The organism is Streptomyces sedi, assembly GCF_006335015.1.
Classification (GTDB): Bacteria; Actinomycetota; Actinomycetes; order Streptomycetales; family Streptomycetaceae; genus Streptomyces; species Streptomyces sedi.
The window spans coordinates 1-12,117 of sequence record NZ_VDGT01000007.1; the positions used below are offsets into that span (position 1 = coordinate 1).

Here is a 12,117-nt window from a genome sequence, read left to right on the forward strand (position 1 = left end):
TGGAAGCCCATGGTGTTCACCTCCCCGCCTCAACGGCCCGTTTCCGCACACCGGACGACATCGCCAGGTTCCTCGATCCTCACAACACCAAGATCAAACCGACGTGTTGATTCCCGGCAAGCCCTTAGAGCCCCTGGGCCAAGGTGTCAGCGGGGGCGTGGGTAACAGCAGACAGCAAGTGCCGGTGGCGCTGCCGGCACGCCGGACCTGCCCGGATATGAGCGCTTCACGCGACTTCGCGTAAGTCATCTCGCTGAGAGGGCCTCAGCGCCCCGCAGTCGCTACAGCGGAAGCGACCCGTCGCAGAGCGCGCAGCAGAAGTAGTCGTCGCGCACGATGTTCCGGCGCCCGCAGTGCGGGCACTGCCGGAAGACGAACACGTGGGTGAATCCTGCGGGATGCCCGACTCCGGCAGTCGTCAGTGTCGTGTCGATGGCCGCCCAGGAATCAGGGGCCGGGCAGTACCCCGTCGACTGATTGGTGATCTCGTCGGCTTCCCAACCCTTCCCCCTGTGGGTGAAGCTGATCTCCCCGGCCGCGGCGACGAGGACTCCGCCCGAGCAGACGACGTGTTCGCTTCTGCGCGGCGCCAATCGGAGCAACAGGTCGGCGTCGACGGTAAAGGTGAAGGGCTCGCTCACGTCATCGGGCGGCTGCTGGGAGAGCCAGGCCGCGAGTTGGTCACCTGAGGTGATGGGCGATCCGACGGTTTCCTCGGATGCCCGGGCCAGATGCTCGGGAGGCCCGACATACGGGTAGATCTTCATGCGTCTTCTCCGGGTGGCTGCGACCGCGTCATCTCGCCGAAAGGCACGGCCTGGGCTTCTCCGACGTAGTCGGCCGCTGTGCTGGGCAGCAAGGGTGCGGGGTTTCCCGGCCCCCAGTACTCCCAACCGGCGAAGAAGTAGTGCCCCACGACGGTCGTGCGTGTGACGCCCTCTGCGTCCTCTCGCTCCAGAAGCTCCAACGCTTCGGTCAGTTGACGCAGAAAGTGGCCGATCTCGACCTGGGCCAGGGGGCGGTGGCTGCTCCAGATTCGGCTCCAAGCTTTCGGCCGGGCGGCCGGCTGGTCGGCCAGCCCCACCCAGGTCCTTTCTTCTACGGTGAAGACGTAGGCGGTGACGGTGTGCTCCGAGAAGAGCTGGACGCTTAGGCAGTCAGTCATTCGCGTATCAGGAATTCGATCAGGACGTCGGGGGTCATTTCGCCGCGACCGACCCGTTCGGCGATCTCGGCTGTTCGGTGGTGGCCACCGGTGATATGCACTTGAGAGCCAGGGTAATTGATGCTGTCGCCGGGGCCCCAGTCCCTGTATCCGCTGATCGGATCGTTCCCCTGAGGACCGCCGATCCGGATCAGTTCGTCGTTGGAGAGGTTCCTGACGCCACCGTGGCCGGCGATCTCGCCCCCCAGCATCTGTGCGTCGTTGAGCCCATGGCTGGGGACGCGGTTATCGACCAGTTCGCCCGCGCGGACATAGAACCGCTCCGGGTTGGAGTGGATCGGGAGGTCGGCCAGGTGCGCATTCGTGTAGGCCAAGCCCAGCGGGTCGATCCAGGTATGTGGGTTGTGTGGGTACGTGTACGGGTTCGGGGCCGGCAGGAGACCGTACGGGTCGGGGGTGCTGAAGCGACCGGTCTCGGGGTCGTAGTGGCGGTGGTGGTTGAAATGCCAACCGGTTTCCTCGTCGGCGTACTGGCCGGGGAAGCGCAGAGCGGTGTGGGCGCCATCGGCGCCTTCCGTGACCGTGCGGCCCCACAGGGTCGCACGGCGCTGCCAGGCGATGCCCCCGCCCTCATCGATCAGATGAGTCGGAGTCCCGACCAGGTCGGTGACTATGGCGAAAAAGCGCTCGTCGATCTCTCCCTGCTCCGCTTCCCGAGCCCCGTGGACGCGTTCCGTCTGCGTCAGAGGGTGGAGACCGTGGTGGTCCCAGGTCGTGATGCGGGCGGCCTCGTCGTCGGCCACCGCCATCTGTTCGACGAGGGCGTTGCCGTGCCAGGTGAAGAGCACGCGTTCCACGACTGTGGCGCCGTCGGCAGCGAGCCGCGTCTTGGCGATGCGGCGGCCGAGGGGGTCGTAGGAATATCGCCACCGCGTGCCATCGGGGGTCACCACGCCGGTGAGCTGGTTCTCGGCGTTCCAGGTGTAGTGCCAGATGTCGGGCTTCCTGGACAGGCGTTTGCGCTGTCGGCGTATGACGCGTCCGGCCGCGTCGTAGGTGTATCGGACAGCACCTGCCTGGGTCAGGAGGCTACCGGCGTAGTCACGCTGCCCCGTCTCCTCCCCCATGTGGCCGAACGAGGTCCGGTGGGCGTTGGTCTGGTTCCCGGCGAGGTCGTAGACATATGTCTCCTCGCCCCCCGGGCCTGCCACTGCCAAGACGTGCCCGGCAGGGCCGACGGTATAGTGGGTGGTATCCGAGCCCTCGGACACGGCCGTGAGGTAGCCGTCGGGCCGATAGGCGTAGGAGCGACGGTGGAGCTCTCTACGACCTCCGGCCGGCCCGTCCGGCACGGTGAGGACTTGCTCAGCTGGAAGTCCCGCCTCGTTCCAACAGTGTCGGAGGACGAAGGTGTCGTCAACGGCACGGAGGGACTCCCTGCCCAGTGCGTCACGTTCGAAGGCGAGATGGTGAGCGCCCGATGTCAGGGCCGAGACGCCCCCGCCTTCTGCGTAGCTCCAACTGCTGGCGTGGCCGCCGGGAGTACGCCGAGTGAGGAGTCTGCCAAGCCCGTCATAGTCCAGCGTGAGCGTACGTCCGTTGACGGTCTCCCACAGCAGGCGGCCCGACAAGTCATGGCTGCGGGTCATTTCCGCGTCCGGACCGTGCGCGTGCACGAGTTGACCCGCCCAGTCGTACGCGAAGCTGGTGGTCTCACCTGTCGACAGGACGCGGCGGACCACCCGGCCCATCGCGTCGTGGCTCAGGCTTAGCCGCTCGCCAGCCGCGTTCGTTCGGGAAAGGAGTTGGCCCGCGCCGTCGAGTTCGAAGTGGGTGGTCCGGTCGTCGAAATCCGACTCCGTCGTCATGCGACCGACCTGGTCATAGGTGTAGTCCCAGGTCAGCCCTGTCGGCGAGACCATCTGAACGATGTTGAGTTCGGTGTCCCGGACGTAGCGCAGCGTCGCCCCGTCCGGGGTCGTCTGCGAGGCGGCCAGATCGAACGGACCATAGGTGAACCGCGTCACGCCGCCGTTCTCGTCGGTGAACGCCAGGAGGTTGCTCTCGCCGTCCCAACGCCACTCGCGTCGCCCACCGTCGGGGGCAGTGCGGCGCAGCGGGTCCCCCTCCACGGACCAGGCGAAGGTGGTGACAGCCCCGAGGGGGTCGACGATCTCGACCGGACGGCCGAAAGCGTCTCGTCCATACCGACTCGTCCCACCTCCCGCATCGCTCACTGTGACCGGTAGACCGGCCGCGTCACACCCGAAGTGCGTGACGTTTCCCAAAGCATCAGTGATGGAGGAAACGGCCCCGGTGGGGAAGTGGGTGTACCTGGTGCGGTTGCCTGCCGGGTCGGTCACGGTGGTGCGGTTGCCCCGGCTGTCGTAGGCATATCGCCAGGTCGTGCCGTCGGGGTTGATGATCTCGGACAGAAGGCCGAGATCGTTGTACTGCGCCCGCGTGCGGGTGCTGTCCGGTCGGACAACGACGGTCACCTGCCCCGATTCGTCGTGGTCGCACCGCGTGGTGCGCCCCAACGGGTCGGTCAGCACGGTGACCCTGTCGTACCGGTCGAACGCTCGGCGAGTGGTGTTTCCGGCGGGGTCGGTCTCGGCGACGAGTTGGAAGCAGTCGTTGAACTGGTAGACCGTCACGTGGCCCAGGGAATCAGTCGCCGTCGTGCGGTGGTTCTCAGTGTCGTAGGCGTAGCTGCATTCGAGCGCACGGTCGGTGCCGGTGCCGAACACGCATCGGCCGGCCTCGTCGTACTCGTAGCGGTACCAGGTGCCGTTCCGGTCCTCCCACCGGGTCAGGCGGTGTTCCTCGTCATAGGAGAACAGCATGGGCAGACCCGAGGAGTTGTAGACCTTGGCCAGATTGCCTGCCGTGTCGTACTCATACGCCAGTAGCACAGGTTCCACATCATCGCTCAACAGCCGCAGTGCGGTGACCCGTCCATCGACGATCCCGACGCCGACCCGGTAGCCGCCCGAGTGCACGATCTCCGTGGGCTGCCCGTGCTCGCTGTAGCGGATGTCGATGCGGTTGGTGTTGCTGTCGCTTATCGCGACAAGAGGAAGCTCGCTTCCGCGGTGCCCCGGGACGGGGGCGAAATGGAGTGTCCGTCCCGTCTCCTGTCGGTGCACGGCGATGGGAGTACCCCTCTCCCCGTCCCATGACAGACCCCATCGAGGCCCCTCAACCGGCATCACCTCTTGCTCAGGCTCAGGCAGGGGAATGGGATACTCCAGCCGCATGCCGTCCTCAGTGAGAAGCGCGACCCCGTGCTCCTCCAAGACAAGACGCTGATCGAGCGTCGAGGCCCAGCTCGGTCCGAACCACCGGCCCTCCCGGTAGGTCGACAGGTGATGTCGCCGCAACACGAGCGACAGGACACCGGGCAGGTCGACATCGGTGGCCGGCCACGCCACTTCACCGGTCGCGAAATCCACCGGGTCACGCGAGAAGACCCTGCGTCCCCACTCCACCGCACTGCCCCGCAACCGTCGCCCCGCACCCACCGCACCCCTCGCCATACCGCGCAGCCCCGTACGGGCCAAACCGCGCAGGCCAGCGGCCAGTCCACCGAGGGTGGTAAGGCCCTTCATCCCCGGAATGCAGTCAAACGCGGCGAACGCGACATCGAGCAGTCCGGCTTCACCTCTCGCGAACTTGATCAGCGTGTCGGCGAGGACAACGAGGGCCGCAGCAAGGACCACCCAGGCCAGCGGACCGCCGATGATCATCACGACGACACCGAGTACCGCGACGATGACCTTGCAAGCCTCGACGAAGGTGTCCCAGTTGTCAGTCACCCAGTCGATGGCCTTCTCCCACCACCGCCGGTTCTGGATACCGGCGTCGGACGCCTCGTCGATATCGCGGGAGCACTCCCGTGCCGCGTCCTCGCGCATCTCCTGGGCTTCCTGGGCGAGTTGGCGGGCAGCGGACAGCCGCTCCTCGGCGTCGTTCACCCGGGACCGCGCCGCCCCGGCCGCCGCCTCGGCAGCCTGGGCATCCCGGGTCGCGGCACGGACGTCATCCTCGTCGGGCGGCTCGACGTCCTCCCGCTCCCCCTCGCGCCGCAACCGTTCGGCCTCCTCCCCGGCGCGACCCATCCAGTCCTCGGCGTCACCTAACGCCGACTGCGCGGAGGCGAGATCGGCCTGCGCCGAGATCGCCCGGTCCAACGCGCGGTCCGCCATACCCTGCGCGGTCTGGAGCTTCGGCCAGTAGGTCCCGAGCGCCTGCGAACAGAGGGAGTAGGACTCCTCCAACTTGGTCAGATTGCCCGGCACACCGTCGAACTCGGCACGGAACACGTCCGCCGACAACCCCGCCCAGTCCAACACCGCACGCTCCGAGGCCAGCCCCCGGATCTTCCCCAACGCCTCGTCGACATCATCGGCGAACTCCCGCAACTCATCCGCCAACTCGCGGACCTCGTCCGGATCACCCGGCGTCGGATCCCGATCCATGTCCACAGGCGACCAGTCAGACGCACGCACCATGCCCCCCCAGGCCGAAGGTCTCAGGTCATCGTAGAAAGCGCGAGGACACAGCGTCAACGCCGGCTACGTTCAGTCGTATGGCTCGTCTGGTGGACCGTACTCGCATTGTTCGACGTCACCGATTCGAGGTGAGCGAGAGAATCGCGAAAGCGTCATGAGCCTGCTGCCCTCCCACTCCCCCGTGACTCAGCCGCCTCTGCCACCGGGCATGGAGGGCGACCCGTTGGTCCCCTTGCGTGGCCAACGCGGGGACAACAGCCGTCAGGAGCAGGCGGAAAACCCCAGGTACCGGGCACGAAGCGCGAGCCTCGCATCAGCTCTCGAACCCAGAGAAAACCGCAGGTCAGAGGCCTGATAACGCGTCGTCCAGGGCGGCATTGCAAGTCCCCCCTCGGACACCACATCTTCCCAGGCCTGACCTGCGGGTTCCCTCCGGCCAGTGGTTCGCCCCCGCCGCCCCGCGCCGCCTCTCCGGAGACCGCCGAACGCTTGCGACTGACCGGATACGCCGGCTGCGACTACCGCCGCTCCCGCTCCCCGTTCTTCTGGGTCTTCCGGCTCTGCCCGGTGACCACCGCCGAGGGCCCGTGCCGGTCAGCCGGTGCCCGGCCAACCCCGAGCTCGGCGAGCGGGAAGTGATGACCGGCGCTGCTGGACCGCGACCGCCACCCCGCCCACGCCGGGCACCGGGCAGCGGTTAGCGGTTACTCGCCGCGGGCCGCCGCGCTCTGGCGCGACTGGACCAGCGACGCCCCGGGCAAACACTCACTCATCGCCTGTGCCCACTGAAGACATCGAACTCATTCGGGCTCGTGGCTGATCACGACCTTGCCGAAACGTGAGCCGTGCGCGAAGTGCTCGAACGCCTGTGGGGCCTCGGAGAAGGGGAAGACTCGGTCCATCACGGGGCGGATGCGGTGTTGGGCCAGGACGCGGTTCATCTCCTCCAGGTCGCCGCGGCTTCCGACGCCGATCGCGCGGAGTGTGGCGAAGCGGAGGGAGAGGGGCATCAGGTCCATGCCCTGCCCGGCGCCGCCGAGGTGGCCGACCAGGGAGATGGTGCCGTGCGGGGCGAGGGCCTCGACGGACTGGGAGATGGTGGCGGCGCCGCCGACTTCGACGACCGTGTCGACGCCGCGGTCGTCGGTGAGCTCGCGGACGAGGGAGCCCCAGCCAGGGGTCTCCGCGTAGTTGACGACGTCGGAGGCGCCGAGTGCGCGCAGGCGCTCGGCCTTGGCCTCACTGGAGGTGGTGGCGAGGACGCGAGCGCCGGCGGTGCGGGCGAACCGCAGCGCGAACAGCGACACACCGCCGCTGCCCTGCACCAGCACGGTGTCGCCAGGCCCGACGCCGGCCACGGCGGACCAACCGGTCAAGGCCGCGCACGGCAGCGTCGCGGCCTCCTCGAAGCTGAGGTGCTCGGGCATCGAGACCAGGGCGTTCTCGTCGACGACGGCGTAGTCGCTGAGCCAACCGTCGATGTCGGTGCCGTACATCCGGCCCACCTTTCGCATCGGGCCGCCGAACCATGTCGGGTGGAACGAGTTGACCACCCGGTCGCCGACCCGGAACCGCGTGGTGTCCGGCCCGACAGCCTCGATCACGCCGGCGGCGTCGGAGAGCTGGATCAGGTTCGGCAGCGGCGGGAGCGGATACCGGCCGCTGGCGATCACCGTGTCACGGCTGTTCAGGGAGGTGGCCTTGACGCGGACCAGGACTTGGCCACGTCCGGGAGTGGGCGTGGGTTCCTTGACCAGTTCGAGGGCGAGGTCGGCGTTCAATCGGTATGACTGCATGATCTTGACGCTAGGATGCCCGGGCTGGACGATCAGCACCCTGGAGTCCAAATTCCGCAACCGATCGTCCAGGGCCAGGAGTCATGGATCTCGTCGACACCGTGCTCAGCACGATGAACATCAGGCCCTCCCAGTACGCCCGGCTCAGCGTCGGCGCACCGTGGGGCATCTCCGTGCGGTCGCGCGACTCCGCCCGGCTGCTGCTGGTCGCGGAGGGCTCCTGCTGGCTCGACACGGAGTCGCTCGAAAAACCGCGACCGCTCGTCGCCGGCGACTGCTTCCTGGTGCAGAGCGACGTCGAGTTCACACTCCAGGACGCGCCCGGCCGCGCCCTCGTGGACTGCGAGTCGCTGTCCGGGAGCCACGTCGCCGAGCACGGCGGCGACGGCGAGCGGACGGTGATCCTCTCCGGCCGGTTCTCCTTCGACATCGCCGCCGCGGGACAACTCCTCGACACTTTGCCGCCGTTGCTGCGCATCGATCTCGGCAACGCCGCCGGCCGGTCGCTTCGTGCCACCTTCGAACTGCTCGACGCCGAGGCGTCCGAGGGCGGCGGCGGCTCCGCGCTGATCGCCAGCCGACTCGCCGATGTGCTTTTCGTGCAGGCGATGCGGGCCAGCTGCGCGTCCATCGGCAGCGGCGGCGTCAGCTGGCTCGCCGCGCTCCGCGACCCTCAGCTCTCCGCCGCCATGAACGCCGTGCACGGTGACCTCACGCGTGCGTGGACCGTCGCCGAACTCGCCCGTGTCGCCGGCATGTCCCGCTCCGCCTTCGCCGCCGCGTTCCACGCCAAGGCGGGAGAGACGCCGCTGAGCTACCTCACCTCGTGGCGCCTCTACCGGGCCAAGATCATGCTCCGCGACACGCCGTTGAGCGTGCAGGAGATCGCCGTGCGGGTCGGCTACGAGACCGGCACCGCCCTCAGCCGTGTCTTCACCCGCCGTGAGGGCATCTCCCCCGGCGCCTGGCGCAGGAACCAGCGGCGCTCGCGGGCCGCTTGATCCAGGATCGGTCGCCCGGTGGACGGCATGAACTGACGTGTGAGTCGGGGACGTTGACCGCTCCGTTGTCGGGGCCGGGCCGCGGGCCCCCACCCTGTCGCCACCCCTCGCGGCCGTCCCTCCCCCGGCTCCGCGCGCCAAGCCCGCGCAACCTCGCCGCGCCTCGCGCGGGCAGGTACACGCTGGCGCGCGGAGAGCGTCGCCGCCGTCACTCGTTCCGAAGCGGTGTCCCGTACGTGGCGTCAAGCACCAGAGCGAGCAGCCGGTCGGGCTGTTCCGCATCGTGGCTGCGGGCTGTGGACAGCGCGATGCCGACGACGAGTTGGACCAGGTCGTCGGCGGTCAGGCCGGCGCGTGCCGTTCCCCGCCGCTGAGCCCGGGCGAGAAGCTCGGCTGCCGCGTCCAGGATCAGCCGATGGCAGGAGAGCTCCGGCGCGACCGGCTCCGCGACCATCAACGCGCCCACCAGCCCGTGGCTGAGCCTGGCGTGAACGAGGAACGCGCGCAGCCATCGCGTCAGCGCGTCGTCGGCGGATTCCGAGGAGGACAGCGTCTCGGCCAGCTCGCACAGCGTCTCGATCCGGTCCCCGAGGACCGCGGTCAGCAGAGCGGAGCGGTTCGGGAAGTGGCGGTACAAGGTCCCCGGGCCGACGCCGGCGCGGCGGGCGACCTCGTTGAGGGACGCCTCCGGTCCGGCTTCGGCGAAGACGTCCCGCGCCGCGGCGACGAGACGTTCACGGTTGAGTCGCGCATCGGTACGCCGCGGCTCTCGCGCGGGGGCGTTCTCGTGTGTGGTCGTCATCGGCCCGTCTTCCGGTCGCGTTCGGGGCAGTTAAGCGGAGCGCCTCTCCGTATAGTACCGTCCATCAACCGGAGAACCTCTCCGGAATGCGTGACCTGAGGAGCGCGGATGACGGACTGCGGGCAGGCCGAGCTGGGACGAGTCGGGATCTGGACCTTCGCCTACGAGGGGCAGCCCGCTGGGCGGGTACGGGAATCGGCCGCGGAAATCGAGGAGTTGGGTTACGGGGCCATCTGGTACGGGGAGGCGTTCGGCCGCGACACGGTAGGCCAGGCGTGGCTGTTGCTGGCGGCGACACAGCGCATCGCCGTCGCCTCCGGCATCGCCAACATCGCGTTCCGGGACCCGATCGCCACCGCTACCGCGGCGCGTGCGCTGGGCGAGGCCTTCCCCGGACGCTACGTACTCGGCCTGGGCGGGCACCGCGTCGACGACACCGTCCACGAACTGGACGGCTACCCCGTGCCGGCCCGCGGCAGAGCGGTGACCACCATGCGCGCCTACCTGCGGGCCATGGACGCGGTACCCGCCCACGGCCCCCTGGCGGACCCGGCCCCGCGCCGCGTACTGGCCGCCCTCGGCCCGAAGATGCTTCGGCTGGCCGCCGAACACACCTGGGGCGCGCACCCCTACTTCGTACCCACCGACCACACCCGACTGGCGCGCCAGATCATGGGGCCGAGTGCCTTTCTCGCGGTGGAGCAGGCAGTGGTGCTCGACACCGACCTGAGCCGCGCCCGCCAGGTGGCCAGGGAACACGTCGCCGGCTACCTCTCGGCACCGCATCAGGAGGCGAACGTTCGACGACTCGGCTTCGGCGACGAGGACATCGTCGGCGGGCCGAGCCGTCGACTGGTGGATGCGATCGTCGCCTACGGGGAGGCGGAAGCGATTCGCCGACGCGTTCAGGAGCACCTCGACGCGGGAGCTGACCACGTCTGTCTGCAAGTGCTCACCGCCGACCCCCGCTCTCTGCCCGAGTACGAGTGGCGCGAACTCGCCGCCGTCCTCCTGCCCCGCCACGGCACGGGTGACGCCCCGCCCCCGCACGTGGTCTCCGGCGGTCGGTCAGTCCACGTCGCGGGGCCGCGGTGATCCCGTGCGGGCGGACAACCCGGTGGGGAACGGCTCCGCCCGTGCGCGGTGGCCACGGGCGGGGCCGGGCTCCGGGCAGGGGTCGGCGACATCTCGCAGCGCGGTGCGCGGCCGGCTCAGTCGGGCGTCGCGGCCGGCGGCGCGACCGCTCCGCGCAGTTCGGCGGCGGCCTCGGCCAGGAGTTGGGCGAGGGTGGTGTCCGGCTCGGCCAGCCAGCGGGGCAGGGCGCGCCGGTGGATCGCCAGCACCACGTCGACGACGAAACGCGCCTTGCCGGGTTCGACGCCGCGGCGTTCGAGCGCCGGTGCCAGCGCGTCGGCGACGGCGGCGAGCTTGATCAGGTCGCGCTCGGCCAGCGCCGGGTTGGCGGCGATCACTCTTCCCCGGCGCAGCAGGTACTCGCGCGGGCGGAACAGCTCCTCCGCGTTTCCCAGCGCGGTCAGCAGCGCCTCGATCGGGGCGAGGTCCGGGTCGGCCGCCTCGACCTGGGCGACGAGGTGGGCCTCAAGCGCGTCGCCGGCGAACAGCACTTCCCGCTTGTCGGGGAAGTAGCGATAGAACGAGCGCTCCTTCAGGCCGGCGGCGCCCGCGATCTGCGCGACCGAGGTGCGCTCGAACCCCTGCGCCTCGAACAGATCGAGCGCCGCGCGTTCGAGCCGGCCCTGTGCGTCGGATTCCCATCGCGGCATACCCGCCAGAGTACGACAACAGGAACTGTCGTCAGCTGGTACGGTCGATGACAACAGATGCTGTCATCACTCGGAGTGCCCTATGAAAGCTCTGCAGTTCGACCGGTTCGGCCCCCCGGACGTGATCCGGCTCCGCGACGTCCCCCAGCCGGAGCCCGGACCCGGCCAGATCCGGGTCGCCGTGCGGGCGTGCGGCCTGACACCGGCCGACTGGCACCTCGTCGACGGCCTCCTCGCCGACCATCTGCCGCCCCCGCCGCGCGGGTTCGGCCTTGAGGTCGCGGGCACCGTCGACGCGCTCGGCGGGAACGTCACCGGCGTCCGGATCGGCGACCGCGTGTTCGGCCCGGTCACCTTCGACGGCCCGACGGCCGGCGCCGCCGAGTACGCGCTGATGCCGGCCTGGGCGCCCATCCCCGAGGGCGTCACCCCCGAGCAGGCCGCCGCGCTCCCGACGGCGGCCGAGACGGCCTGGCGCGCGCTCGACGACCTCGGCGTCCAGCCGGGTGAGCTGCTGCTCGTCCACGGCGCGGGCACCACCGTGGGCGAGACGGCGGTGCGCCTGGCGCGGCACCGGGGGATCCGGGTGATCGCCACCGCCGGACCGACCCGGGCCGCCGCCCTGGAACGGACCGGCGCCCGGGTGACCCCCTACGGCGAGGGCATGGCCGCACGCGTCAGCGCACTGGCGCAGGGCGCCGTGGACCGCGCCCTGGACGCCTCGCCGACCGGAGGCCGGATCGACCGCGCCGACCAGCCCAGCCCGAACGGCGGCTCCCTGCCGACCCTCATCGAGCTGGCCGGGGACCCCGACCGTGTCCTCACCGTCTCGGACTTCGCCGCCGCGGCCGAACTGGGCGCCCGGATCACCGCCGAGATCCGCTACGACCAGATGCACGAGTTCGCCAGACTCGCCGGCGAAGGCGTCCTGGCCGTACCGGTCGCCCGCACCTACCCCTTCGACCAGGTCCAGGAAGCGGCCGGGCTCAGCCGATCCCGCCGCCCCGGCGGCAAGCTCATACTCGTCCCCTGACCACCCTGCGGCGACCACGGGG

9 protein-coding genes are annotated in these 12,117 nt (G+C 69.6%); 3 read left to right on the forward strand and 6 right to left on the reverse strand.

All coding sequences use genetic code 11. The features are described 5' to 3' along the window. Window positions 1–281: 281 nt before the first annotated feature. From FH715_RS11165 to FH715_RS11180, 4 genes are all read right to left on the reverse strand, one after another. Window positions 282–767 carry a hypothetical protein gene (locus FH715_RS11165; protein ID WP_211367551.1) on the reverse strand — a complete coding sequence of 162 codons (486 nt, stop codon included), beginning with the start codon at window positions 765–767 and terminating at the stop codon, window positions 282–284. Then, window positions 764–1,165, reverse strand: a complete 402-nt coding sequence (locus FH715_RS11170) for a hypothetical protein (protein WP_139643918.1) — start codon at window positions 1,163–1,165, stop codon at window positions 764–766. Before FH715_RS11170 ends, FH715_RS11165 begins: the two co-directional genes overlap by 4 nt. Next, entirely contained in the window at window positions 1,162–5,646 is a 4,485-nt protein-coding gene (locus FH715_RS11175; RefSeq protein ID WP_139643921.1) for an RHS repeat-associated core domain-containing protein, read from the reverse strand. The genes FH715_RS11170 and FH715_RS11175 overlap by 4 nt, the downstream gene beginning before the upstream one ends. Window positions 5,647–6,479: 833 nt before the next feature. Next, window positions 6,480–7,475 (reverse strand): zinc-dependent alcohol dehydrogenase family protein, encoded by a 996-nt coding sequence (locus FH715_RS11180; RefSeq protein ID WP_139643923.1) that lies wholly within the window; start codon window positions 7,473–7,475, stop codon window positions 6,480–6,482. Between the two features lie 83 nt (window positions 7,476–7,558). Here FH715_RS11180 and FH715_RS11185 point away from each other — a divergent pair, with 83 nt between their 5' ends. Beyond that, a complete protein-coding gene (locus FH715_RS11185; protein ID WP_139643926.1) occupies window positions 7,559–8,476 on the forward strand; it encodes an AraC family transcriptional regulator in 918 nt (305 codons plus the stop codon). A gap of 208 nt (window positions 8,477–8,684) precedes the next feature. Here the strand turns inward: FH715_RS11185 and FH715_RS11190 are convergent, their stop codons facing one another. Then, entirely contained in the window at window positions 8,685–9,278 is a 594-nt protein-coding gene (locus FH715_RS11190; RefSeq protein ID WP_139643929.1) for a TetR/AcrR family transcriptional regulator, read from the reverse strand. Between the two features lie 108 nt (window positions 9,279–9,386). On the opposite strand from FH715_RS11190, the gene FH715_RS11195 reads away from it, so the two are divergent. Continuing rightward, window positions 9,387–10,373: a TIGR03620 family F420-dependent LLM class oxidoreductase gene (locus FH715_RS11195; protein WP_246108687.1), complete on the forward strand. Its 987-nt coding sequence runs from the start codon at window positions 9,387–9,389 to the stop codon at window positions 10,371–10,373. Between the two features lie 116 nt (window positions 10,374–10,489). Here the strand turns inward: FH715_RS11195 and FH715_RS11200 are convergent, their stop codons facing one another. After that, window positions 10,490–11,062 (reverse strand): TetR/AcrR family transcriptional regulator, encoded by a 573-nt coding sequence (locus tag FH715_RS11200; protein WP_139643932.1) that lies wholly within the window; start codon window positions 11,060–11,062, stop codon window positions 10,490–10,492. An 82-nt stretch (window positions 11,063–11,144) separates the two neighbouring features. Here FH715_RS11200 and FH715_RS11205 point away from each other — a divergent pair, with 82 nt between their 5' ends. After that, complete coding sequence (locus tag FH715_RS11205) at window positions 11,145–12,095, forward strand: NADP-dependent oxidoreductase (protein WP_139643936.1); 951 nt, start codon at window positions 11,145–11,147, stop codon at window positions 12,093–12,095. Window positions 12,096–12,117 lie beyond the last annotated feature (22 nt).

Excerpts from the sequence above, each read along its gene's own strand:
- FH715_RS11165 (WP_211367551.1), bottom strand. The coding sequence starts at position 767 with ATGAAGATCTACCCGTATGTCGGGCCTCCCGAGCATCTGGCCCGGGCA.
- FH715_RS11170 (WP_139643918.1), bottom strand. The coding sequence starts at position 1,165 with ATGACTGACTGCCTAAGCGTCCAGCTCTTCTCGGAGCACACCGTCACC.
- FH715_RS11175 (WP_139643921.1), bottom strand. The coding sequence starts at position 5,646 with ATGGATCGGGATCCGACGCCGGGTGATCCGGACGAGGTCCGCGAGTTG.
- FH715_RS11180 (WP_139643923.1), bottom strand. The coding sequence starts at position 7,475 with ATGCAGTCATACCGATTGAACGCCGACCTCGCCCTCGAACTGGTCAAG.
- FH715_RS11185 (WP_139643926.1), top strand. The coding sequence starts at position 7,559 with ATGGATCTCGTCGACACCGTGCTCAGCACGATGAACATCAGGCCCTCC.
- FH715_RS11190 (WP_139643929.1), bottom strand. The coding sequence starts at position 9,278 with ATGACGACCACACACGAGAACGCCCCCGCGCGAGAGCCGCGGCGTACC.
- FH715_RS11195 (WP_246108687.1), top strand. The coding sequence starts at position 9,387 with ATGACGGACTGCGGGCAGGCCGAGCTGGGACGAGTCGGGATCTGGACC.
- FH715_RS11200 (WP_139643932.1), bottom strand. The coding sequence starts at position 11,062 with ATGCCGCGATGGGAATCCGACGCACAGGGCCGGCTCGAACGCGCGGCG.
- FH715_RS11205 (WP_139643936.1), top strand. The coding sequence starts at position 11,145 with ATGAAAGCTCTGCAGTTCGACCGGTTCGGCCCCCCGGACGTGATCCGG.